At 63.4% G+C, this 24837-nt stretch carries 18 protein-coding genes and 1 pseudogene; 8 read left to right on the top strand and 11 right to left on the bottom strand.

Features of this window, described 5'->3' with window-relative positions; translation table 11 throughout:
• Nucleotides 1-14 precede the first annotated feature (14 nt).
• On the bottom strand, nucleotides 15-2510 hold the full coding sequence (locus tag ACV7GQ_RS19845) for an efflux RND transporter permease subunit (protein WP_470313405.1): 2496 nt from the start codon (nucleotides 2508-2510) through the stop codon (nucleotides 15-17).
• A gap of 3 nt (nucleotides 2511-2513) precedes the next feature.
• On the bottom strand, nucleotides 2514-6638 hold the full coding sequence (locus ACV7GQ_RS19840) for a COG1361 S-layer family protein (protein WP_470313404.1): 4125 nt from the start codon (nucleotides 6636-6638) through the stop codon (nucleotides 2514-2516).
• Between the two features lie 526 nt (nucleotides 6639-7164).
• Between ACV7GQ_RS19840 and ACV7GQ_RS19835 the strand changes: the two genes are divergently transcribed.
• The 4 genes from ACV7GQ_RS19835 to ACV7GQ_RS19820 all read left to right on the top strand — a co-directional run bounded on the left by ACV7GQ_RS19835 (nucleotide 7165) and on the right by ACV7GQ_RS19820 (nucleotide 11213).
• Nucleotides 7165-8871, top strand: a complete 1707-nt coding sequence (locus ACV7GQ_RS19835) for a glycoside hydrolase family 13 protein (protein WP_470313403.1) — start codon at nucleotides 7165-7167, stop codon at nucleotides 8869-8871.
• A gap of 64 nt (nucleotides 8872-8935) precedes the next feature.
• Nucleotides 8936-10129 carry an outer membrane protein assembly factor BamB family protein gene (locus ACV7GQ_RS19830; protein WP_470313402.1) on the top strand — a complete coding sequence of 398 codons (1194 nt, stop codon included), beginning with the start codon at nucleotides 8936-8938 and terminating at the stop codon, nucleotides 10127-10129.
• 197 nt (nucleotides 10130-10326) lie between these two features.
• Complete coding sequence (locus ACV7GQ_RS19825) at nucleotides 10327-10620, top strand: GYD domain-containing protein (RefSeq protein ID WP_470313401.1); 294 nt, start codon at nucleotides 10327-10329, stop codon at nucleotides 10618-10620.
• 113 nt (nucleotides 10621-10733) lie between these two features.
• Entirely contained in the window at nucleotides 10734-11213 is a 480-nt protein-coding gene (locus tag ACV7GQ_RS19820; RefSeq protein ID WP_470313400.1) for an ester cyclase, read from the top strand.
• Between the two features lie 66 nt (nucleotides 11214-11279).
• Here ACV7GQ_RS19820 and ACV7GQ_RS19815 read toward each other — a convergent pair whose 3' ends face one another.
• Both ACV7GQ_RS19815 and ACV7GQ_RS19810 read right to left on the bottom strand, forming a co-directional pair.
• A complete protein-coding gene (locus ACV7GQ_RS19815) occupies nucleotides 11280-13958 on the bottom strand; it encodes a S8 family peptidase (RefSeq protein WP_470313399.1) in 2679 nt (892 codons plus the stop codon).
• A gap of 401 nt (nucleotides 13959-14359) precedes the next feature.
• Complete coding sequence (locus ACV7GQ_RS19810; RefSeq protein WP_470313398.1) at nucleotides 14360-14614, bottom strand: HalOD1 output domain-containing protein; 255 nt, start codon at nucleotides 14612-14614, stop codon at nucleotides 14360-14362.
• 391 nt (nucleotides 14615-15005) lie between these two features.
• Here ACV7GQ_RS19810 and ACV7GQ_RS19805 point away from each other — a divergent pair, with 391 nt between their 5' ends.
• The 3 genes from ACV7GQ_RS19805 (at nucleotide 15006) to ACV7GQ_RS19795 (ending at nucleotide 16728) form a co-directional block, all read left to right on the top strand.
• Complete coding sequence (locus ACV7GQ_RS19805; protein ID WP_470313397.1) at nucleotides 15006-15155, top strand: hypothetical protein; 150 nt, start codon at nucleotides 15006-15008, stop codon at nucleotides 15153-15155.
• A gap of 115 nt (nucleotides 15156-15270) precedes the next feature.
• On the top strand, nucleotides 15271-16332 hold the full coding sequence (locus tag ACV7GQ_RS19800; protein ID WP_470313396.1) for a zinc-dependent alcohol dehydrogenase family protein: 1062 nt from the start codon (nucleotides 15271-15273) through the stop codon (nucleotides 16330-16332).
• 99 nt (nucleotides 16333-16431) lie between these two features.
• Nucleotides 16432-16728 (top strand): DUF5789 family protein, encoded by a 297-nt coding sequence (locus ACV7GQ_RS19795; protein ID WP_470313395.1) that lies wholly within the window; start codon nucleotides 16432-16434, stop codon nucleotides 16726-16728.
• Nucleotides 16729-16787: 59 nt separating this feature from the next.
• On the opposite strand, the gene ACV7GQ_RS19790 is transcribed toward ACV7GQ_RS19795, so the two are convergent.
• Nucleotides 16788-17891, bottom strand: coding sequence for an AI-2E family transporter (locus tag ACV7GQ_RS19790; protein WP_470313394.1), 1104 nt, complete (start codon nucleotides 17889-17891; stop codon nucleotides 16788-16790).
• Nucleotides 17892-18207: 316 nt separating this feature from the next.
• Here ACV7GQ_RS19790 and ACV7GQ_RS19785 point away from each other — a divergent pair, with 316 nt between their 5' ends.
• A complete protein-coding gene (locus ACV7GQ_RS19785; RefSeq protein ID WP_470313393.1) occupies nucleotides 18208-18666 on the top strand; it encodes a helix-turn-helix transcriptional regulator in 459 nt (152 codons plus the stop codon).
• 57 nt (nucleotides 18667-18723) lie between these two features.
• Here the strand turns inward: ACV7GQ_RS19785 and ACV7GQ_RS19780 are convergent, their stop codons facing one another.
• The 6 genes and pseudogenes from ACV7GQ_RS19780 to tnpA form a co-directional block, all read right to left on the bottom strand.
• Nucleotides 18724-19404: a DUF7344 domain-containing protein gene (locus ACV7GQ_RS19780; RefSeq protein WP_470313392.1), complete on the bottom strand. Its 681-nt coding sequence runs from the start codon at nucleotides 19402-19404 to the stop codon at nucleotides 18724-18726.
• 179 nt (nucleotides 19405-19583) lie between these two features.
• On the bottom strand, nucleotides 19584-19808 hold the full coding sequence (locus ACV7GQ_RS19775; protein ID WP_470313625.1) for a helix-turn-helix domain-containing protein: 225 nt from the start codon (nucleotides 19806-19808) through the stop codon (nucleotides 19584-19586).
• Nucleotides 19809-19838: 30 nt separating this feature from the next.
• Nucleotides 19839-19994 (bottom strand): annotated as a pseudogene (locus ACV7GQ_RS19770) (helix-turn-helix domain-containing protein); the annotation flags it as partial.
• A 463-nt stretch (nucleotides 19995-20457) separates the two neighbouring features.
• On the bottom strand, nucleotides 20458-22869 hold the full coding sequence (locus ACV7GQ_RS19765) for a GAF domain-containing protein (RefSeq protein WP_470313391.1): 2412 nt from the start codon (nucleotides 22867-22869) through the stop codon (nucleotides 20458-20460).
• Nucleotides 22870-23021: 152 nt separating this feature from the next.
• Nucleotides 23022-24263, bottom strand: a complete 1242-nt coding sequence (locus ACV7GQ_RS19760; protein WP_470313390.1) for an RNA-guided endonuclease InsQ/TnpB family protein — start codon at nucleotides 24261-24263, stop codon at nucleotides 23022-23024.
• Nucleotides 24264-24269: 6 nt separating this feature from the next.
• Nucleotides 24270-24674 (bottom strand): IS200/IS605 family transposase, encoded by a 405-nt coding sequence (gene tnpA, locus ACV7GQ_RS19755; RefSeq protein ID WP_470313389.1) that lies wholly within the window; start codon nucleotides 24672-24674, stop codon nucleotides 24270-24272.
• Nucleotides 24675-24837 lie beyond the last annotated feature (163 nt).

Here is a 24837-nt window from a genome sequence, read left to right as displayed (position 1 = left end):
CGGACGGCAGTGTCTCACACACTCGACGCCCACCGAGTATAGCGGGCCCAGAGGACGACGACGCTCGGTGTGACCACCATCGCGGTGAGATACGAGTAGAAGATAGAGAGGGCTGTGAGCACGCCGAACTGCCCGAGTATTGGCGTAATCGCCAGAACGAGGACGCCGATACCGCTCACGGTGGTGACCATACTCCCGGTCAGGGCACCGCCAGTCCCGGTCACCGTCGCCGTGAGCGCCGAGATGACAGCCTGGTTGGGAACGTCCGCGGGTGTTGCGTCGTCGTTCAGACGCGCCTCGTACTCGTCGGCGAACCGATGCACGAAGTGCGCCGAGTAGTCGATGCCGAGTCCAAGCGAGATGGATAGTATGGTCGCCGTGAGCGCGTTGAACGGGAGGTTGAGCAGCCGCATCGTCCCTGCGAGGACCGTGATGGTCACCAGAATCGGGACGAGGTTGGCTAGACCGAGCGATGCACGGTCGACGAGGGCGTGGTAGATGACGACGAGGAAGACCGCAGTGAGGCCCAGAGCGATGAGGAGACTCTGAATCGCCGATGCGAGTATCGTGTCGGCCACGTCCTGAAAGACTACGGCCGTGCCGGTGGCGGTGGCCTCGAACCGGTAGCGGTCGGCGACGACGCGTGCGTCGCTGACGACTGCGCCCTGTCCGGCGTCGGCTTCTGTCGAATAGACGACGCGAGCGCTTCGAAGGTCCTTGGTTATGAACGACAGCGCCCGGTCACGGGCGGACGATGAGAGAAGGGCGTCGTATATCGCTTCGAGATTGTCGTCCGGGACGCCGTCGTCGTCGACGTCGCTGCGGTCCACCAACCGTGCGAACGAGGCCGATTCGTTCGCATGCGTACGGATGACGCCGATGATGCTCTGGGCGTCCGCTTCACGATTCTCGGTGACGAACGTATCCGGGGGGTTCTGGCTGGCGCGCTGGATCGACTCGAGTGCGTCGTCCTGTCGCAGCGGACCCTGTACGTAGACGACGACGTTCTCGCCCTGCGCCGCTTCGAAGTTCTCTTCGAGGAAGTTCGTCCGCTCGGTGACTGTGTACTCCCCGGGTCGGAACGGTTCCGGTAGGCGCTCGAGGTAGTCGGGCGTCTCCTCCGGTGGGAGGAAGTCGTCCTGTGAGAACTCCGTGCTGACGCCGGTACCGTAGTACCCTACACCGACGGACCCGAGAAGCACGAGGACGACGAACACCGCTGGAGCCCGGCGAGCGATGAGTACGCCCAGCGAGAGGACGCTCCCGAGAAGGGTCCCCGACCGCCCGAGCGGTCGCTGGAACGGCATCGGGATACCGAGTGAGTCGAACAACTCGTCGATAGAGACCTTCGCTGCCGGCAGGAAGATGCCGAAGATGAGGAACGTGAACACGATGCCGACGGCTGCGACGATACCGAAGTCACGGATGGGTCCGAGGTCGCTGATCGTGTTGGCGCTGAACCCGATGACTGTCGTCGTAGTGACGATGAAGAAGGCGACGAGCAACTGTCGGTTCGCCGTGGCCATCGACTCGCGAATGTCGAATCCCGACGCCCGCTCCTCGCGATAGCGGTTGATAGCGTGGAGCCCGAAGTCGATACCGACGGCGAGCAACAGCGGCGGCACAGCGATAAGTAACTGTGTGAAGGGGATGCCTGCCAGCCCGAGAAACCCCATCGTCCAGACGATGGTCATGAGCAACGACACGAGACCGAGAACGAGGTCCACCGGGTTCCGGTAAGCCGCCATGAGGAAGACGAATATGAGTATCACCGCGGCCGGCACGACGATGAACAGCGAGTCGAAGATGACAGAGGAGAACTCGTCGGCGACGAGTCCGGACCCGAACACGACGATGTTGCCACCCACGGACTGGACCACACGCTGGCTCTGTCGCTGGATGGGAACAAGCGGATTCTCACCGCCCATCCCCGCAGCCTCGTCGACGCCGCCGGGGATGCGGTGCTGGACGACAGCGATGGTCGCCGAAGCGCTGGCCGACTGCCGATTGAAGTCATCACTCACCTGGTTCCTGAACGCGGGCTGGTCTGCCGCCGTCCGTATCGCGCGGTCGATTTCACCGGGTGAGGCGGACTCGAGTGTTCGAATCTGCGCGTCGAGGGTGGTCGCCGACGGGTCCAGTGTGCGGGCCACGGTGCTGGCTGCACTGCTGGTCGATGCCACACGCAGTTCGTCGCGGGACTCCAACTGTTCGAGGGCATCGAGCATCCGCAGGAGTTCGGGCTTGGCGAGCACGTTCCGTCCGCGCTGGATCAATTGCGTACTGCCGCCGGACGTGTCGAAGGTCGGCCCGAAGTCCTCGTTGACCCGTTCGAGTGCCGTCTGTGCCGGGCTCTCCTGTGTGAACTGCTCCGTCCCTGCCTCTGTCGAGATGGTCGCGAGACCCGGGACGAACAGCACCGTCACGAGCAGGAAGGCGACGACGACGGCTCTGGGCCGGCCGACGACGAGGTCGTTGACACGTCGGAAGAAGCGGTCCTGTGAGGCCACGCCTCACCCACCCACCGTATCCGAGTCCTCCTCGACCGACTGGTCTGATGGATTCGATTCGGTCGGCACCTCTTCGCCGACATCACGCCCGCCCTGTCTTCGCCGATAGAGAACCACTGCGGCGACGATCAGGGCGAGCAGTACCAGCAGGCCCAGCAACAGGAGCCACGGGATTCCGTCACCGGTCTGCTCCCGAACCGTGACCGGAACGCGGTACGTGTCCGACAGTTTCGTCTCCGCGTCCGGTTCCTGATACTGGAAGTCGATCGAGAGCGGGTAATCCTTGGGCGTGGCGCCACCGGCGGCGCTCATCGCGAACTCCAGTTCCACCGTCTCGTTTGGTTCGAGGCGACCGACGAACGCCTGGTCGTCGTCGGTACCCAGCGGGTCGTTGACGAACACCTTCGCGTCGACCTCACTGAGAGTGATGTCGAGGTTGTTCGTGACGACGAGCGTGACGACGTCGCTCCCGCCGACGTCGAGCGTAGCGTTCCCGGCCCTGACGACGAAGACGGGTCGGCGCTCGTCGACGGGGACGAACCCCGGCAACGAGTCACTCTCGCGCGTCTCGTCCTCGACGTTCTGGTACTCCACGACGAACGAGACCCGACGTTCGCCGGGCTCGGTCTCGTCGAGTACTTCGACGGGGAACGTGACAGTCGACGTCTCCCCCGCACCCAACCGCCCGATGGGCGCCTCGCTCTCCTGTAGCTTCAGGTTCTCGCTGCCGACGGCGAGTCTGACGAACGCACCCGTCACGGGCGCGGGGCCACGGTTCCTGATTCGCGCCCTGATGGTCCCCTCTGCACCGACCCGGAGCGAGCCCGCTACGTTCCTGACCGCGAAGGATTGTCCCCGTGCAGTCTGTACCCCGAGGAGCCTGGTCTCTGCTGGCTGACTGTCGCCGGTCCGGTCCTCGTAATCGACGTTGAGACGGAGCGGGAAACGCTGCCCCCCCGTGTCCTCGGCCGCTCTGACACGGAAGGAGACGGTCCGCCGCTCTCCGGGTCGCAGTTCCTCGACGAACCGCGATGCGTTCGCAGCGTCTCCCACGTCGAGTTCCCCGCTCCGGGAGCGCAAGGAGACGAGTACCTGCTGGACCGGTCTGTCGTCGGCGTTTTCGAGTGTGAGCGTGACGTTGCCGTCGTCGCCGGCCTGCACCGACTGCCTGACGCGCACGATTCGGAAGGTATCCCGCTCTCTGTCGACTGAGAGTCGCGACGAGAGGCGCTTGCTCTCCCGACGGTCCCCATCGGCATCGGTGTAGCGGACGACGAACTGGACCTGCCGTGGAATCGCCTCGGCATCGGACGGAATCTGGACCGGGAGTCGGAACTGAGCCGAGTCGTCGGTCGACAGGTTCCCGACTGCGTACTCCGTCTCCTGTGGCAGCAGCGACTCGGTGGTCGAGGTGATCTCGACGACGACGTCCTCGACTGCACGGGGACCGTCATTGACCACCTGTCCGGTGAGATCGCGTTCGGCCCCGACTTCGAGGTCTCCGCCGACACCACTGACCGAAAACGCCTGTTCTGGGTCTGGTGTGAGTGCGATGGAGATGGGGTCCGACTGCTGTCGGTCGCCGTCCTCGTCCTCGTAGACGGCCCGAACGTCGAAGGGGTAATTCTGTGGGGCCGCGTCGGCGAGAGCGGCCACCTGAAACCGCACTGTCTCGCGGTCGCCGGCGTCCCAGGTCCCCACGGCACGACTGTCGTTGCGCCTCCCTGCCGCACCAACCGTCAGGTCACGGCTCACAGACTCCAGCCGAACCACAGCGTCGGTCAAGTCTTCCCCGCCGACGTTGCGGAGCCTGAGCGCCACTGTCCCGTCCTCGCCGACCTGGACGTCGCTGTCCACGTCGACGATTCGGAACTGCCCTCTCTCGGCGACGACGGCGTAGCGTGCGGGGAGGCGCTTGCTCTCGACGACGTCGCCGTCCTGGTTGCGGTACTCGACAACGAACTCGAACTGCTTGCGCCCGGGTCGTGCGCTGTCGAGGACGCGAGTCGGGAACTCGAAGAACGCACGGTCTCCACTGTCGAAGTTCCCGAGGACGTACTCCGATTCGAGTGCGACGATGTCATCGTTCGGCGGGACGACCCGAAGGACCGCCGAATCAGCGTCCTGGGGGCCGTCGTTGAAGACGACGCCCTCGATGGTGCCGTCTCTGCCGACACGGAGGGTGGATTCGCGCGACCGGACATCGAACTGCTGTTCGGCCGCCGGCGTGACGCCGAACTGGACGTCGTCTGCGACCTGTTCGTCACCGTCCTCGTCGGTGTACCTCGTCGTGACCAGTATCGGATACTCGTCCGTCGCGGCATCGGCGGTGACTCGCGTCGGGAGTTCGAAGGTCCGCTCCTCGCCGGCGTCCCACTCGCCGACGAACCGCGACGTGTTCGCCGCCGTGCCGAACCTGAGCGCGCGGTCCGTCGAGGAGAACGTCACGCGGGCCTCCGTCAGGTCTTCCTCGCCGTCGTTGACGAGCGTGACCCTCACGGTACCGCGATCACCTATCTGGGCGTCCGAGTCCACCTCGACGACTTCGACTACGTCGATCGCCTCGCGAATCGATGCTGTTGCGAACAGCGGGGCACTCGTCCGCCGGTCGCCCTCAGCGTTCGTGTAACGTACCGCGAACTCGAACTGCCGCTCCGTCGGTTCGACGGTGTCGGCGATGCGGAACGGGAACTCGAAGTCCTCTGATTCGCCGTCCTCGAAATCGCCGAGGGGGACCTGGGTCTTTAGCGGGGTCACACCGTCCTCCGGCGACCGGACGATAAGTACCGCGTCCTCGACGTCTCTCGGACCGTCGTTCTCGACGGTCCCTTCGAGGGTCCCGTCGTCGCCCACCCGGAGATTCCCCTCGACGTCGTCGACGTCGAACGACTGCTCGTCGTCCGGTTCGACGCCGAACTGCACGTCGTCGGCGACGCGCTCGTCGTCGTCCTCGTCGGTGTATCTGGTGGTGACCGACACGGGATACTCGTCGGTGACCGTGTCGTTCGAGAGTCGCGCCTTCAGTTCGAAGGTCTGCTCGTCGCCGGCGTCCCACTCGCCGACGAACCGCGACGTGTTCCGAGCCGTGCCGAACCGGAGCCCGGGGTCCAGCGACGAGAAGGTCACTCTGGCGTCGGTCAGCTCCTCGTCCCCCTCGTTCACGAGCGTCACCTCGACTATTCCGCTCGCGCCGACCTGTGCGTCCGAGGCGACGTCCTCGACGGCGATGACGTCCTGCCGGTCACGAATCTTGACGTCGGCGAACAGCGGGCCGCTCTCACGACGGTTGCCGTCCTTCGTAGTGTACAACACTGCGAACTCGAACTGTCGCTTTGTCGGCTCTGCCGAACGCGCCACTCTGAACGGGAGTTCGACGGTTTCGTCCTCGTCCTCATCGAACTCACCGAGCGCCACTTCCGACTTGAGGGCGGTGACGCCGTCGGCCGTCTCCCGGACGACCAGTACCGCGTCCTCGACGTCTTTCGGACCGTCGTTCTCGACGGTGACCTCGATGTCGCCGTCGTCACCGGCCCGCAATGACCCGTCCACGTCGTCTATCGAAAACCGTTGTGCACGATCGGGTTTGATACCGAACGAGAGCGGGGCCGACCGCGTGGTGTTCCCCTCGGGGTCGGTGTATCGGACCCGTACAGTGAGCGGATACCGCTGTGACCGCGCCGCTGCCGTCGCCGACACCGCGAACTCGACCCGCTCCTTCTCTCCCTCGTCCCAGTCGCCGACGAACCGGCTGCCGTTCAGGCCGGCACCAACGCGAATCTCTGGATTCGAAGACTGGAGGACCACCGTCGCGTCAGTGAGATCGCCGAGGTCCTCGTTCTCTAGCTTCACCGACACGGTCCCGTTCTCGCCGACCTGCAGGTCCCTGTCGACGTCGACCAGTCGGAAGCCCGATGGTTCGGTCACCTCGTCGTCGGTATCGTCACTGTCGTCGCTGTCTCCGTTATCGTCACCTCCTTCGTCGCCGTCACCGTCTCCACCGTCGTCGTGGCAGTCGTCGTCACCGCACATTCCGGCCGAGACGGTGGTCGACGTGGTAGCGGCGGTCGCCACTGCCACTGGCGCCGACACCAGGAGCAGGGTGAGTGAGATAGTGAGGAGTCGTCTCATCGTCTCAGGACCGTACCCTCAACCGCGCTCCGTCTCGAAAACGGACTGTGGCGACGTCGATATGTGGAGGCCATCGACTGAGATGACCAATCGCCACTGCGCACTTTGTATTGCGTCCTTTATTTGACCAGACTGTCCGTAAGCCCCGCCGTCGAACCGTGAACACGACGGTAAGTCGGAATTACCCAGCTCGTTTTCGCGGCCGAAACAAGACAGGACTGCCGGTAGGATCGGGTCTGAAAGCGATCATTGGGAGACGACAGTCGGCAAGTGGTGACGCTGGCTGTCTCGGTTGCGGAAATCACGTGTTACTCACCTGAACCTCACCCCGTTTGGTGTCGACGAGAGGGAGAAAGTTTAGCACTGCGTGGTGTCAGCCAGAAGAGTCTGTACGGAGACGCAAGCCGATGTTACTCAGAGATGGACGTGCGCTGCAAAGAGCTGGTCCGAACGGGCGACGGCCACTCTACCGGGATTGCCTGGTCTGTGAGAAAACACTACAGGGACGGTCACCGTCTGTTCGACCATGCCATCGGGGAACACGCCGACCGACGAGGATGAGGGACGGAAGTGGTGGAAGGAAGCCGTCGTCTATCAGGTCTACCCGCGGAGCTTCTACGACGGCGACGACGACGGCGTCGGTGACCTCCTCGGTCTCACCGAGAAGGTCGGCTATCTCGATAGCCTCGGCGTCGACGTCGTCTGGTTGTGTCCGGTGTACGAATCTCCGAACGCCGACAACGGCTACGACGTCAGCGACTACCGGGCCATCATGGACGAGTTCGGGACGATGGCCGACTGGGAAGCACTGCTCGATGCGCTCCACGACCGTGACATGCGGCTGCTCATGGACCTCGTCGTCAACCACACGTCCGACGAACACGAGTGGTTTCAGAAGTCTCGGCGGCGCGAGGACGGCTTCGCGGATTACTACTACTGGCGGGACGGCGACCCGGACGAGCCACCGAACAACTGGGGGTCGTTCATGGGCGGGTCCGCGTGGACCTACGACGAGATGCGCGGACAGTGGTATCTCCACCTCTTCGACGAGAAACAGCCCGACCTGAACTGGCGCAACCCCGACGTACGTGCCGATGTCGCCTCGCTCGTCGAGTGGTGGCTGGAGAAAGGCATCGACGGCTTTCGCATCGACGCTATCAACTACATCTCGAAGCCCGAGGGACTACCGGACGGCGACCCCGAACGGTCGCCGACCGGGGTCGAGCAGTTCAGTCACGGGCCACACATCCACGAGTACCTGCGTGAGTTGTACGAGCGGACGTTCGCGAAATTCGACGTGATGACCGTCGCCGAGATGAACGACACGAGCGTCGAACTGGCCCACGAGTACCTCGGCGAGAGCGGCGACGGGATAGACATGATATGTCACTTCGAACATATGGGCGTCGACGCCGGTCCCGGCGGTCGGTGGGACCCCGAGGGCTGGGGCGAGTGGGACCTCACGGAGTTCAAGCGAATCATGTCGCGCTGGCAGCGCGACCTCGGCGAAGACGAGTGGAACGCGCAGTACCTCGGCAACCACGACCAGCCCAGAATCGTCTCTCGGTTCGGTGACGACGGCGAGTACCGCACGGAGAGCGCGAAACTCCTGGCGACCTTCCTCCTGACCTCCCGGGGGACCCCGTTCGTCTATCAGGGTGACGAAATCGGGATGACCAACGCCGAATTCGACAGTCTGGCGGACCTCGACGACCCCCAGACGATCGGCGCTATCGAAGACCTCCTCGAGGCCAATGCCATCGACTCCTTCGGGGATGTCCGGGAGTTCGTCAACTACGTGAGTCGTGACCACGCGCGGACCCCCGTGCAGTGGGACGACACCGAGAACGCTGGCTTCACCGAGGGTGACCCCTGGTTCGCGGTCAACGCCGACTACTCGGACGTCAACGTCGCTGCCGCAATCGCAGACGAGGACTCGATATGGCACCACTATCGTCGGCTCATCGACCTCAGGCACGACCGCGACGTGCTGGTGTACGGCGACTACGACCTGCTGTGTCCCGCCCACGAACAAGTGTACGCCTACACCCGAACGCTAGAGGGAGAGACGCTCATCGTCGTCCTCAACTGGTCCGGCGAAGCGGCCTCGCTCGACTCCGTCGACGTCGACGTCGCCGATCCGAGGGTACTGATTTCGAACTACGACGACACCTCGAACCGGGCCCTGCGACGTACCTACCGTCCCTACGAGGCTATCGTGGTCGAGCGGTAGACGTCACTCGCACGGGCCCGAGACGGTCACAAAGGATTTGCTGGTGGTCTGTGGACCAACCGACATGCCCTCCGACCCTGTCGCCGGTTGCACGCGCAGACAGCTGGTGGGCGCTCTCTCGGCGGTCGGCACTGCCAGTCTGGCGGGCTGTCTCGCGGAACGGGAGGCGGCAGCTATCGAGCCAGAGCGGGGCACGTGGCCGTTGCCGCGGTACGGACCACAGAACACCGCTCACGCCGTCGGTGCTTCGCCACCGGTGGACCCGAGCAGTACGCGGCGTTCGACGGTAGACAACGCGACGGAACTGGTCGTCGGCGGCCGACCCGGTCGTCTAATCGTGGCGGGGTACGAAGGTGCCAGCGCCCACCACCCCGACGGCACCGAACTGTGGCGTGCTCCGGACGCAGTGACCGCCACGGTCAGGCCCGGTGACGAAATCGGGTATTTAGCCGGGTCGACGCTCCGAGCCGTCTCGTTGGACGACGGTAGCGTCAAGTGGTCGTCCGACATCCCCTCGAACCCGTACTGCGTCGTCCCGTCGTCTACCGGACCGTTCGTCCCGTTCAACGGCGGCACTGTCGCGTACACACGCGACGGCGACCTGCGGTTTCGAATCGACCGGGGTGACGGGTTCGGGTTTGCGGGCGTCGCCATCGATGAGAGCGTCTACGTCACCGACGTCGGAATGGTCGAGCGGCTCTCGCCCCGCGGTCCAGTGAGGCGGTTCCGTGACCGACCGCCTACCGCGACGTGGCGCGTCGAACAGGGTATTGACTTCGGCCGCGTCCCGCTCGTCGACGGCGGTGACGTGTACCTGACGAACGAGACGATGGGCGGCACCGACGGCGGTGTCGTCGCCCTCGACGCTGCCGGGAGAGTCCGATGGCGTCGCAAGCTCGGGACCGTTCCCGTGGGGGCGGCCCTCGGCCGGACCCACCTGTTCGTGGCGATGCTCAGCGGGGGAACGGACGAGTCGGACGACCGCCTCTACGCGCTCGACCGCACCGATGGCACCACCGCGTGGACGAACTCCTCGCTGGGTACCGACGACGGTTACTACGCCGACCCCGCCGTTGCCGGCGAGTCTGTCCTCGTCGGCGGCGAGACGGCCGGGGACCGTGGCTTCCTCCGCGCGCTCACTCTCGATGGTGGCGTGCGGTGGACGCACCGGTTCGACAACGTGGTGCGGGACGTGACGCCGGTCGGCGACCGGATATTCGCCGTGACCGACTCCGGCGGTCTGTACATCCTTTCCTGAGTCGACCGCTCTGGTCCCTCATCGTCGCAAACCGTAGGGTTTTACTCGTCGTAGTCGCCGATTCGGTACGGCGCTCTTACTTCCTGCTCAGTCAACCTATGGACCGACTGTTGACGTGGCTGGAGACGAATCGATAACGGCGTTCTGTGTGATGTAGTCGGTGTCGTCGTCGGCGTCGGAAGGACGCGCACAATCCCATGCCAACCTACATCACACTCTGGGACTACACCCAGCACGGCATCGAGAACATCGACGACAGCCCCGACCGCCTCGACGATGCCATCGAACTCGTCGAATCCGTAGGCGGCGAGCTGCTGGCGTTCTACCTCACGATGGGGGCACACGACATCGTCACCGTCACCGAATTCCCGAACGACGACGCCGCGGCAAAGGCGTTCCTCCGAATCGGACAGTCCGGTGCAGTCAGTTCGCAGACGATGAAAGCCTGGCCGGAAGACGACTATCGGGACCTCATCGCGAATCTGCCCTGAGGCTCGACGGTTCGTCTCCGTTTCTCACACCTGTCGTCCCTTACTCGTACTCCGCTTCCGATACCCGGCACATACCTAACACGCTGGGTGTCCTCGATAGAGAGGAACGTTCCGTGCTGTCGAGGGTCGTGGGACGTGGCTGTGTGAACGTTCATCACGGGGGAGACAACATGTCAGAAGCAAAATCAGATGTCGAGCGGCTAATCAGTGACTACGAGAGCCTGTGGAACGAGGGGAAGTTCGCGGAGATACCGTCGCTCGTCGCCGAATCGGTCGTCCTCGAGGACCCGGGCTATCCCGAGACCGTCCGCGGTCGCGACGACTTCGAGAGGTACCTCAGAGAGCTACGTGAAGGGTTCCCGGACTTCCGCGTCGAGATAGAGGAGATGGCCGTGAATGGCGAGACGGTAATGGCGAAGTGGACCATGACCGGAACACACGAGGGCGAGTTTGCGGGCGTCGCACCGACGGGCAATAGCGTCGAGCTCGAAGGCATGGACACGGTCGAATTCGTCGACGGAGCCGTGCGGGAACACAGAATATACTACGACACGCAATCGCTGTACGAACAGGTGGGCGCACCGGACGCGTGAGAGCTGTCGGAATCGGGCTTCGTTCAGAGCCTGGTTCGCGAGCTCGACGGCTCTCAACCGGCCGGGTCACCGGGACTGCCGTCGCGAGGCGAGCAGTACAGTCGCGACCAGCGCAAGCAGTGTGAGAGACCACGTGAAACCCGGTCCACTCTCGCCGGTCTGGGAACGGGCGGCCGACGACAGGGCTGCGGTTCGTGACGACGTCGAGGGTTCATCCGTCGCCAGCGCCGTACTCGTCGTGAGCGGTACGACCGTGGTTCGAACCGTCGTCGATACGGTCCCAGACGAGGCCGAGTCGGTCGCCGTCTTCGTGTGACTCCGCGTCGACGTCGGGAGGGCCGTCGGAGTAGCGGTCTCTGCAGACGTCGATGCCGACGGGGCAGACGCCTGCGCTCGCCGCCCCCCATGTTCTGGAGCGGCGGCCGACCCTGGCGTCGGAGTCGCATTTTGGGGTCGTGAGGCCGTCGGTGTCGGTTCGGGCGTGCGCGTCGCTGCGGGAGTCCGCGTCGTGGTGGCGCTCGCCGTATCCGTCAGTGTCCCCGTACGCGTCGGCGAGGGCGTCGTGGTGCGTGTAGCCGTGGGCGACGGAGTGGGCGACGGCGTCCGCGTAGCCGTCGCTGTCGGTGTCTGTGAGCGTGTGGCCGTGGGTGACGGCGTCTGGGTGGCTGTCGGCGTCGGCGAGAGTGTCGGAGACGGAGTCGGCGATGGCGTCGATGATGGTGCCGGGGACGAGGTCTGTGTCTCGGTCGAACTCGCGGGTGTCGAGAACTGGGCGGTGATGCGGCGGGTCATGACAGACTCACCGCCCCGCAATGTGACGACGAGTTCGAGATGCCCTGCGTAGTCACCCTCGATACGTGTATCGAAGAGAACGTAGTTCGTCTGTGGCGCCCGGAGATCGTACCGCTCGCCGAACGCCAGCCGCGACCGGACGTACAGGTCCCCTACTGGCGCTCCGTCGTAGGCAATCTCGACGGAGATATTCGACGTCTGGACGGTGTTGTTCGGGCCGGTGTCGATGCGTACCGATTCCAGGCCCGCGACTGCCACACGCGTCGTGCCGACGTCGTCGGCGGTAAAGTCGGTCGGGTACGTGTCGTTCCAGCGTTCGACGACCCCCGCCCGGTCGAGTCGTATCGTCCTGTTCACGTAGCGCCCCGCGGGCACGTCGACGGTGACAGTCCTCGGCTGGTAGCCCGGCGCGTGGACGGTCACCGCTTGCCGACCGGCGTCGGTCGAGAGTCCGTACGAGCCACCGTGGGAACTGTAGTACGAGCAGTCGCTGACCGAGACAGACGCGGGAGCGACGCGGGTTCCGTCCGGTGACACTATCCGCCCGCGAATTCCCTGTCCGTCCACGACACGCTCTGTCGCTGCGGCAGCGTCGACTCGGCCCCCGCCGTAGCGTTCGGGGGCCGTCGACCCATCGGCCTCGAGCGGTCTCGCCGAGCAGCGAAGAGCCGTCTTCAGGATACCTGGGTGGACCTGTCGGTCCGCAGCGCTCTCCATCAGCGCGAGCGTGCCTGCGGTGAGCGGGGCCGCACCACTCGTCCCGCTGAAAGACCCGACCGACCTGTTTCCACGTGGGACGACGAGCTGCTCACCCGGCGCGACGACGTCCGGCTTCGAGTAGGCGAGTGGCCAACTTCGGGGGTACCGGACAGTCCGCGTCCGGTCTCGGTTATACGGCCCGACGAACAGGGCGCGCCGGTCGGAGGACGACTCATCCAATACGGCGCCCCCGCTGTCAGTAGCCCCGACCCCGATCGTCTCGTAGATGCTGGCCGGCGCTCGCACGTAGCCCTGTCCGTCGTTGCCGGCGGCGGCGACGACGACGACACCCATCCGCTCGGCGCGCCAGACGGCCTGCACCAATGGTGCGTACCGCGTCGTCCGGCTGTCGACTACTCGGCTGATGCTGATTACGTCGGCGTCGTTCTCCAGCGCCCATTCGATGCCCGCGAGGACGGACGCGCGCTCCCCGACGAGGGCGTGGAGCAACTGCGTCTCCGGGGCGACACCCATCTGCTCGTACCCGCTGGCGTTCCCGGCCGCGACGAGACCGCTCGTCGCCTGTCCGTGTGCCGTGTCGAGATGCGGTCGGGAGCCACGAACTCGGTCTCCATCAGCGTCGAACTCGGCCCACCCACCGGGATAGGTCGGGTCGCTCGCGTCGGTGGTGTACACATCGATAGTGGGGTGTTCGGGGTCGACGCCGCTGTCGAGAACCGCGACACGTGTGCCGTCTCCTCGGGTGTCGTACGTCGACCAGACATCCGTGGCGTTCGTCGCTTCGACCTGCCACGCAGTGCCCGACGTCGCGTTCGGCAGTGCCACGCGAACCGTGCGTGCCTCGCTGTCGGTCACGGTCGACGACTTCGCTGCGGGCTGGTCCGACGCCAGTCGCTGGCGAGCGAGTCCTGCGACGCCGTCGACGGCTGCGAGTCCCGCGACGTCTACGCGATCGAGATCAACGCGCAGCAGAACGGAGTTGATGACCCAGAAGCGGTTCTCTACCGTCAGTCCCTCGTGTCTGCGGGCGTAGGCGAGGACAGGCTCTTGTGTCCGATTACGCTCCCGTTTCAGTCGCGCGATGGTGGTTTCTCCATCGCTCGCTGTGGTGTCATCGCCTGCGATGCGGACCCAGACGTCGGCGACACCTGTCGCGTTCCGCAGTGCCGGGTCGATAGCCGTTGTTCGGGGGGTCCTCTGTTCGTCACCGTCCTGGGTAGCCGCGGACCCCACGGTCGGTCGAGTGTCAGGAGCCGCTGTCTGGTCAGCCAGGTCAGGAACACTCACGACCGGGCCACCTATCGTCGCACCGACGACTGTGAGACAGACCACCAGTAGTCCGACGAAACGACCTGTGCTCACGGGCTGCTCACCCGCCTCCAGTGTCGGCGTCGTCGGCCGACTTGCGACGGCGACACGACCATGTGCATGGCCCGGAAGCCGGCTACAATAGTACGGGCCCTGATACCGCCACTAAACGCTCCGTTAGACCTTCAGGTGGTGCCTACTGGACGACGCAGATGCCGCCTGTGCCTGTGATCTGAGAAAACTCGACGAATCCGCTTCAAACAGACAAGGGGGTGCCTCGGAGCTTGACCCCGGCCACACTGATCCTTTGGCGTCAGCAACCCGTCTCAGAATCGCGCTGACTCGTCGGTCCAGCGATGTTCGACGGTCCCGTCGACGACTATCGACCCGTCGCTCGAGAGCGTCACGTCGTGGTCCGGGACCTGGAAGGAGAGGTGCCACTCGCCGTCCCCGTGTTTCGTCAGCGTCGAGATAGCGTCACAGGAGACGTGTTCCTCCAGAACCAGTTCGAGGTCACCCGGTTCGACACCCTCCGCCGCAGCGATGGCTCGCAAGACGTCATCTACCGCCGCTGTTGACATATAGGGTCTATTCTTCCTCCAGCGGCAAAAGTCCACTACAAGCGTAGTGACTTCGAGGCCGGGGTAGCCACCAGAGTAGATCGGTGCGAGTCGAGAGGCCGACAGTGAACCAGCGTCTGCCCGAGGACAGTCGCTCGAAGGCTGGCGTCTCGCCGGGGCAAAGCTTCCCTTATGGACCCGGACTGTGGCCAAGCACGGTGCCGCCGGGTAGCAGCTGAACGGCCGCGAGTCCGTTTCAGTAGACCGTGCTCCTGCTAACAGCGTCCCAAGAATCGAGATCGCGGGCGCGCGCCCTCATAAGCTCGACAGACTGGACGGGTTTGACCGACGGGACCTCACAGAACGTGTTAGTCTACAAATATCTATCACGCTCGTTGCAGTACTGTCGAGTATGCCCGTGCGGTGCGCAAACTGCGACGACGACCTGCCGACACAGCGCTATCACGTCCATCTCTCTACCGGGGAGGTCATGGAGATGGAACTGTGTGAGGGCTGTCGGCACAAGTTCGTCACGGCCGAATGGGTCGCCGCCGTCGTCTGACCACAGTCTGCCCGATCATCACTGGCCACCGACGCCGGCTGGAAGGTCAGTGGCTCTACCATCGGAGCCGTCCACCCACACGGTTATGCCGCATGTCAACGACTCATACGGTAGGATGCGCGCAGCTGTGTTCACCGGACACGGGCGACCGCTAGAGGTCAGGGACATCGACCCACCGGAGCCAGACCCGGAGGGTGTCGTCGTCGAGACCGAAGTGTGTGGCATCTGCCGGAGCGACTGGCATGCGTGGCAGGGTGACCCACTCTGGGAGTCGCGGGGGTTAGAAGAGGGGCACGTCCTCGGGCACGAACCCGCGGGCGTAGTGGTCGCCGTCGGGGACGAGGTCGAACAGGTTCGTGAAGGCGATCGGGTCACGGTTCCGTTCAACCTCGGCGACGGGACCTGTCCCTCGTGTCGCAACGGCCACTCGAACCTCTGTGACAACCGTATCCCGCTGGGACTCACGCCGGAATCGCCGGGCGCGTTCGGCGAGCAGTTCCACGTCCCGTGGGCCGACTTCAACGTCGTTCCGTTGCCCGACGCCGTGTCCCCCATAGACATGGCCGGCCTCGGGTGTCGGTTCATGACTTCGTTCCACGCACTCGTGCACCGGGCGGACGTCACCGCCGGTGACTGGGTCGCCGTCCACGGCTGTGGTGGGGTCGGTCTGTCAGCGGTCCACATCGCCGACGCACTCGGAGCGAACGTCGTCGCAGTGGACCTGTTCGACGAGAAGTTGGACGTGGCCAGTGATTTGGGGGCCGTCGAGACGGTCAACGCCGATGAGTCCGGGGACGTGCCCGAGGAGATTAGAACAATTACGGAAGGTGGAGCCGCCGTCTCAGTCGACGCACTCGGTGTCGCCGAAACGTGTCGAAATTCAGTCGCGAGTCTCGGTAAGCGCGGCCAGCACCTCCAGATCGGGCTCACGTCGAGCGAGGAAGGTGGCGAAGTCCCGCTGCCGACTGACTTGATGGTCGCCAAGGAAATCCAGTTCGTCGGGGCTATCGGGATGCCGCGCCCTCGATACGACGAGATCTTCCGGATGATTCGACACGGCAAAATCGACCCGGGGGCCATGATTTCTGAGCGGGTTCCACTCGATGAGGCCGGTGAGAAACTGGCGTCGATGACGGATTTCGAGACGGTCGGTATCCCAGTCATCACCGAGTTTTGAGGACACATCGTTTCCGGAAAGTGGGGCTTCGTGTGGGGGCTATCCTGACGCCACCAATTCATAATCTTTTTTGATTATGAATGCGTCTTGCCGGTACCGATGCGCTACTCCGAAACCTTGCAGCTATTCGAGCAGGCATTCGACTTTCCTGCAGACAGGGAGACGGTAGTGACGCAGTTGGGCGACGTGGAGCTGTCGACGCCCGAAGGCGACGTAGTCACGCTCCGTGACGTCCTGAACCGCACCGACGAGGCTTCGTACCACTCCCCGGACGAACTCTACACGTCACTGATGGGGAATCTCGAGGACGGCTTCATCGGGCGGAAGTACTACGATGACCGGGCCGGCATCGAATCGGGAGTCGAGGACGTTCGGAGCGAGGACGTCTCGCTCTGAGTACCGCGTCGCTCACCCTGAACTGGCACCAAGCTCTCGCCGACCGTTGCCCAGCCCACCTACTGGCCGAAATCGTCGAGTCGTAACTGGTCGGGATGGAGTCCGTCGGGTTCGTCGGCCCCCAGGAGCCGAGGGAGCGCCGTGTTGGCGAAAGTCAGCCCGACGACCAGCAGTATCGGTGCGAAGAAGAGCCCGTAGAAGCCGAGGACGACGGGCCCGAGCGTATACGCCAGCATCAGAAGGCCCACGTGCGTGTTCTCGCCACTGAGCAACGGCCGCAACAGCAGGTCCGGGATGGTGTCGACGATGACCACGGCGACGCCGAGGAAGGTCAGTACGTATATCAGTACAGACGATTCGCTACCGAGGACTACCGGCAATGCCATGATGCCGGTCAGCGGCACATAGACGATTTTCATTCCGACGACCGGGATGAGGCTCGCGATACCGGTCAGGGCCCCTGCCAGCGCTGGGTACGGTACTTCAGCGGACGCCGGAACCAGCGCGTTGTATCCGGAGAAGGCCGCGATGGCGATAAGCGATATCGCGAGGACGTTCAAGAGGTTGCCGAACAGGACGGCCTCGAGTTCCTCGTCGACTGCTTCGAGGTACTCGCGGATGATGGCACCGTCGTCGAACCGCAGGAGCCACTCGCGGATACGTTGGCCATCGAGCAGAAGGTAGTAGGTGACGATGACGGTAACGAACAGGTTGAGGAAGAAGTTCGAGACCACCGACGTCAACAGGGCTGCGTGCTCGCTGAGGAACTCGATCAGCGGAGACAACTGCCCCGACTGGTACGCTTCGTACAGCCCCTGCACGGTGAGATCGGGCGTCGATTCGAACTCGCCGAGCCAATCGACGTGCGTCGCGGCGACGCTCACGAGGCCGTACTGGTCGACGAACTGCCGAGCCTCGAGGACGAGTAGGACCACGGCGTAACTCACCAGCAGGAGGAAGGGCAGCGCGACAGACGCCATCACGACGAGGGCTCTAGCTCTCGCCGGTAGTCTAAGCCGACGCAGTGATACGTGAAAACGACGGGTCGAGTAATAGAGGAACACGGACACGGTGAGCGGCGCGATGAACTGATAAGCGAGAACGCTGACGACGACGGCGACGAGGAGGCCAAATAGGGCGACAACGAGACGTTTCTCGTCCATACGAACTACCATCGTATTGGGACTCATAAACCTACGGACAAGAGACTGAGTAGTTGCTGCTACTCGATGTTTAGCCAGCAGGCGCAGGTTTGTTACTCCCCGATATCTGTAGCCAGACCACCTACGTATCCGTATCCAAGGCTTATTGGGTGGGCCGAGATTTCAGTATTCACACAGAGTATCAATGACACCGACCGGCGGAGTTCTGACCGCTATCTGGACTGAATTCGTGGCACTGATCGGTCGGCTCTGGCGAACGGTACTGCGGTGGGCTAACACGGTTACCAACGGGATAGGACGCTCTATCTGGCATTTCATGTCGAATCTGCTACAACTCTTCTCGGGTATCCTCTGGGGGTGGGTCCTCGTCGGTATCCTGATGGGGGGCGCAGTCGTCCTGAGTGCATTCGGTATCGAGGACGTGTACGGCACTCTCCTCCAACGCATCGCTACCGACGATAGCGCTCGACAGTCCTCAGTAGAGGTGCTTCCCGATGTCTCATCAGAGGCAGTCACAGATGCCGAGGGTCGCTTCTCGGCGTCGACGTTTGAACGGGTCACAGGGATGCGACCAGCGGCGTTCGTCCACCTTTTCGTCGAGAGCAAGGGCGGTCGCGTCCGGCAACAGACCATCATTACGTGTCTCCCGTGGTCGGAGACGACGGTGAGTCGCCTACTCGATACGTTAGAGGAGGAGGGACTGTTGGTCCGCGTCTCCACGGGCCGCGAAAACGTCGTCTGCACGCCCGAAGAGGCCCCAGAGTCCGCATACTGACGGATCAACCACAGAGCTCCGAGAAGACCCCTCACGACCTCAGTCGTGGGGTACGTGTCAAGACGACTCTATCACCCAGTGGGTGAGTGCCAGAACCGCGAAGGCGATTGCGACGACGAAGCCGACGTTTCCTGCCGACAGCATAGTACCCGATAGCAACCCGTTCGCGACCGCGGCGATAACGAGCAGACTCCCACCGGACGTGAAGAGGTATCGTCGGTGCCAATCGATGGTCGGTCCGTCACGCGACTCGTCCGTATCGACGGGCTCGTCGACCCGCCCGGTGTCGGCCGTCCCGACGGACTGCCGATGGTCGTCGGTCAGACGGACCGACTCGTGGTCGAGATATCTATCGAAGCGCTCGGTTCGCTCTGTCGTCCGTACGTGACCACGGTCCTGGTCGTAATCGACGATGCCGACGTCGTCCATCTTCGGCAGGTGTGACTGATAGAGTGCGATATACACACGCTGGCGCTGCTGGGAGCGGAGCTTCTCGACTGTCGTGTCGTTCTCGAGTGCGGCGATGTGTTCGGCGATGTCTTGCATCCGGGCGTACCCCTCGTCGCCGTAGACGTTGATGTACGCGAGCACCCGCCGGCGGCGTTGAGATTGGAGGATGTGGAACACGTCGTCTCGCGTGAGTTCGCCGACCTCGGGGTCGGTGTCGGACTCTGTGTGCTGAGCGCTGTTGTCGGGCCCGGTGTCTGTCGACCCGGCCGGCGATTTGCTCTGAGTCATGACCGTCCCTCCAAGTTCGCTGATCGGTGGTCAGCGAGCAGTCCGGGCTCTATACGGTCGGGAGTCCTCGGTGCGCGGGCCTGCTTCATCGTCGCGTTCGGACGTACTCGGGTCAGGTTCATCACGCATCGACCGATTCACCGCTATAAAAAAGACGTTCTGACGGCACCCTCTAGCCGTCAGCTTTTCGCAGTCGCGTGCAGGTCTTCGGCCCCGGTCGCCAGCGCGTTGACGACCGTTCGCCCGTCGTCCTCGCGGACGACGAAGCTATCGTCTGAGAGCCGCTGGAGGTGGTACGATAGCGTCGCCTCCGTCAGCCCGAGGTGGCTAGCCAACTCCTGGCCGGTCGACGGCCCCTGTTGGTCCAGCGCGTTGAGGATGGCACGTCGAGTGCCGTCCTCCAGCTGTACCGGGGACAGGGCCTCGTCGAGTTCGGCGGGTGAGAGGTGGGTCCGGCCACGCTCGGTGGTCCGTTCGACCAGTCCGGCGTCGACCAGGACGCGGACGTGGTACCTGACAGTCGATACGGGGGTGTCGGCCCGGCGAGCGAGCTCCGTGAGGTACACACCAGGATCTTCGGTGATCTCGTCGTGGAGCCGTTCCGGGTATCGTGGCCTAGCGGCTCGACATCACCGAATCTGGAGTTTCGGACGTCCGCAGTGGTGTGGCCTCGTAGCCCGGTCGCAGTCGTGGTCTCTAGGTCCGCGTACGTCAGTAGGCTATCTGACACCGATCCGGCGTGGTCGACGGTCTCAGTCGACTGGATGGCCGCCTGACCTGGGCGGTCACCCGACGCGGGTGGATGCGTGCTCTGCGCGGCTGCAGCCGCGGGGGTGACGGCCAGGACAGCGACGGCCACGAGGGTGACGACCAGCGCTCGTGGGAGTGGACGCATTCCTTGTACCTCCGATAGGTGCCACCCTGCACTGCACCGCGTTCGGCACCTATCGGACACATTCGATGGGGGTGTATAACGCTACCGTCGAGTTGGTTACGTTTAGCCAGAGCGTCATGGCGAGGCACTTGTGGTTCCGGGACGAAGCGACGACTCCCTCACTCTGCAATCCTCTCCACACCAGTGATTTCGAATCTCGCACCACCCCCACTGCTCTCCGTGATACGTAACTCCCACCCGTGGGACTCAGCGATTCGGCGCACGATACTCAGGCCGAAGCCGGTTCCCTCCGGTGTGCTCGAGTACCCCGCCTCGAACACTTGCTCACGTTCGGCCTCGGAGATGCCGGTGCCGTCGTCGGCGACGTAGAACCCGTTCTCGTCCTCGATATCACCGACGGTCACCACTAGGCCGTCACCGCCGTGCTCGACCGCGTTCCGAATCAGGTTCTCCAGGAGTTGTTTGAGTCGGTTCGAGTCCGCCCGAATGGTCTGTTGGGTCTCGATAACGAGGGTCGCTTCGTCCGTCTCGACGAGCTGCCAGCAGGCTTCACACGTCGCCTCGAGGTCGACCGCAGTGATATCGTCGACAGCGTGTTCCGTTTTCGCCAGCGTCAGGAGGTCGGAGATGAGCGCGTCCATCCGGTCGTGTGCCTGGGCTACCTCGTCGAGATGCGTGGAGTCGCACTCCTTGCGGGCTAAATCCAGACGGCCCGACGCGACGTTCAGCGGGTTCCGGACGTCGTGTGAGACGACCCGAACGAAGTCTTCGAGACGCTCGTTCTGTTGGCGCAACTCCTGCTCGCGATGCAACCGATTCAGTGCACCCTCGGCGTGACTCGCCAGCAACTTGGTCAGTTCGCGGTCGGTCTCGTCGAACGTGTCGGTGGTCTCGGAGACTGCCTGGAAGACCCCCCGCTCTCCGATTGGGACCGTCAAGGCCGACAGGAAGTCGGCGTCGGCTGGCGTCACGTCGTGAGATCTGATATCGGTAGTGATCGCTGACTCACCGGTCCGATACACGGTCGCTGCAGTACTGTCTTCCGCGTCGAGCGGCAGCTCACTGTAGTACTGATCGTCCGAGAGCCGCGAGGAGACGGCTTTCGGGACGAGGGCGCTGTCAGTCGCCTCGTTCGCAACGGCGATATCGAAATCGAGGATGGATTCTGCGGCCTCTACCATCAGTTCGTAGACCCGCTCGGTCCTCTCACAGGTGTCGATGTCCATCGCGACGTCGTGGAGGTCTCTGATCGTCTCTCGTTGCTGTCGTAACCGCCGTTCACGCGTCCTGAGGTCGCTGATGTCACGCCCGATTCCGATCAACCCGGTGAGAGTGCCGTCGGCATCGGTCAGGGCCGACCCGGTGAACTGGTACGGCACTCGGTCGCCGTTGGCCGTCAGCAGGTCTGCCTCGACAGTCACATCGCTCGTCTGCATGTCCCTGAGCGCCTCCCGGACCGTTGCCCGTTCGTCCGTGGGGAAGAACTCGGTGACGGCCATCCCAGCGAGCTCCTCCTCGGAGTAGCCTGTCACCGCCGAGACACGGTCGTTCCACCGGCGGAGCGTCCCGTCCGTGTCGATGACGTAGAAGATATCGGAGAGCGTGTTGAGCCCCTGTTCGATGAACGCACGTTCGTTCTGCAGGTCTGTCTGCAGTGCCAGTGAGTGGATCTCCTGAGCGAGATTCGTGCCGAGTTCCGCGAGCAGACTGCGCTCCTGTTCGTCGAACGCTTCCGGACGTTCGGCGTAGACACCGAGGCAGCCATACAGCGTCCCTTTGTACTCGAGCGGCACGGCCGCGACCGCTCGGTACCCACGTTCCAGCGCGTCTTCCCGCCAGTGCTCGAAGTCCGGATCGTCCTGGATGTTCTGTGAGACTGCGACGCGTCGCTCCCGGAACGCCGTGCCAGCAGGTCCGTGGCCGGTCGCCGTTTCGTCGGCAGTGATCGAGATGTCGTCGAGGTACCCGTCTTCGATGCCGGCAGAGGCCCGCGGCACGACCTGCCCGGACTCCGGATCGAGTTCGCCGATCCAGGCGAACAGATACGGGTCGGCAGCACTGATGATCTCACACACGCGTGACTCAGCCGTGACACGCGAATCGGCACGGACCAGCGCTTGATTGACCTCGCTGATCAACGAGCGAATCCGTTCGAGGGTCTCGCGTCGATGCCTCTCACGGAACTGCTCGACGGCGTTGTGAATACGGTTCGCCAGCAGGTCGTACTGTTCCGACCCACGCTGTTTCTGGAGGTAGTCCGTGGCACCGGCCGCGATCGCGTCGCTCGCAATCGCCTCGCTTCCTTTTCCAGTAAAGAGGATGAACGGCAAATCGGTATCCTCTGCCCGGATAGCTTCGAGGAACGCTATCCCGTCTTTATCCGGCATCTGGTAGTCGCTGACAACGCAGTCGAAGTCCTCGTTCGCGAGCCGCTCGAGCCCCTCGCTGGCGCTCGTCGCGGTCTCGACCTCGATTCCGTCCGCTCTCTGTTCGAGAAAGTCTGCTACAAGATCGGCGAACCCTGGCTCGTCATCAACGTGGAGAACATTGATGCCGGCCCTCTCTCCCATGGTTGATTGGTCGTAGAATAGGTAGCATGTGTTATCAAGTTTTTTACTATTTTACTGTCAACAAGTCAGTCGAATCCGCTCTGTCGGTCGAGAGTGGAGTACAATTTGTCCCGTCTGGACTGCCACGGGTCCTGTCGGTGAACTACCCTACCCTACTCGCTCACGGCTGACGCCGTTCGCTCCTTGAGGGTAGGGCTTCCTGCTTCCACGACGCGCTTTGCAGATACAGGTGTATCCACAGGGAGCGCAGTCTCCACAGGCGTTGATTCGGAGTATCCCACTCCTACGTCTTCGAGGCCGCGAGAAAGGATGTTCCACGCCGCGTTCGCGTCTCTGTCCGCCTCAAACCCGCAGGCGGGACAGGAATGTTCACGGACCCACAACGGTTTCTCCGTCGAGACGCCACACGACGCGCACTCCTTGGTCGTCCCTCTCGGGTTGACCGCCACGAAGTGCGTCCCCTCTCGCTTGCACTTGTATTCGAGCAACGAGAGGAACGTTCGCCACGCGGCAGACGCGGTGTTGCGGCTGTTCGACGGTGACTCCATCATCCCCTTCACGTTCAGGTCTTCGACCGCTACGAGGTCGTACTCCCGAGCGTAGTACGCCGAGAGCTTGTGCAAGAAGTCGCGGCGTTTCCGTCGGAGGTCGGCATGACACTCCGCAACGCGCCGCCGTTGCTTCTCCCAGTTGTTCGACCCGTGTTGCTTCCGCGAGAGCTTCCGTTGCTCACGTTCCAAGCGTTCGCGCTCTGCGGACAGGTCGAGCGACCCGACGGCAGTTCCATCGGTATCGTGGGCGTATTTGAGAATCCCCACGTCGATGCCGACGCACTTCTCGGGATTTTCTGGCGGCTCGGGTGGCTCACGGTCGATTTGGACACCGAACGTGGCGAACCACTCGCCCGTCGGTTCCTTCTTGAGCGTGACCTGTTTGAGTTTCGCGTCGTCGGGGATAGTGCGGTGGAGCCGAATCGGTATGTCCGCGAGTTTCGAGAGTGACAGCACAGGCTGACCGCCCTTCTTGTCGAGCTTGAAGCCAGACTGACTGTAGGTGAAACTGCGAAACTCCCGTGGTGGTTTCCACTTGAGTTGCCCGACGCCGTAGCCGTTCTCCTTGAGTTTGGAGAGGCCGTTGAGGTTGTCGAACAGGCGCTCCACGACGGTTTGGAGAACCTTCGAGTACACGTCGGAGAGGTCGTCCCACCACTTCTTGAGGTCGGGGAGTTCCGACCGTAGTGTGGTCATGGACGGCAGTTCGCCGTGTTCGTCTTGGTACTCGTTGAGGCGGTAGAGCGTGTGGTTGTAGAGTTGCCTACAAACATCTCGGTGGCGGTCCAACTCCTCACGGTGGGCGTCGGACGGCTTGAGACGGTACTTGTAGGCGTAGTACATAACTCTCTACTCGCGTTGTTTCTCGACGTACTGTTTCAGCACATCCAGCGACACCTGCCCCGTCGAGATGAGGCAGTACGAGTCGTTCCAGAACGAATCGCCCCACAGTTCGGTCTTTAGTTCGTCCGCGTACTCGTTTCGGATACGGCGGGCGGTCGCGCCTTTGACCGTGTTGATGAACTTCACGAGGTCTGTGGTTGGTTTCGCTTGGAATAGGATGTGAACGTGGTCGTCCTCGCCATCGAGGTTCGTCAATTCGACGCCGTAGTTGTCCGTGAACCCGCTGATGACCTCGTGTATGAATTGGGTTCGCTCCTCGGTTAGCACTCCGCGCCGATACTTCGTGGTGAGTATCAGGTGGTAGTGCAAGGAGTACGTCGAATGCGCTCCCGAATCGAGGTCGTATTCCATTAGGTTCGGACATTACTATACTACCCTACTGCAAAAACGTAACGACTGCGTGGGCCTGTGAGTCTGTCACCGAATCGTATATGAGAACTGTGCGGCGCTGTATCCCCTCCCTGCTCGCGCCTCCCATTCGGTCGGCGCTCGCTGAGGAAGGGGGCTTAGCGCC

This window comes from Haloarcula sp. MBLA0163, assembly GCF_055632435.1.
Note: the sequence above shows the minus strand (reverse complement) of the source record. Positions and strands in the feature narration are given on the sequence as shown.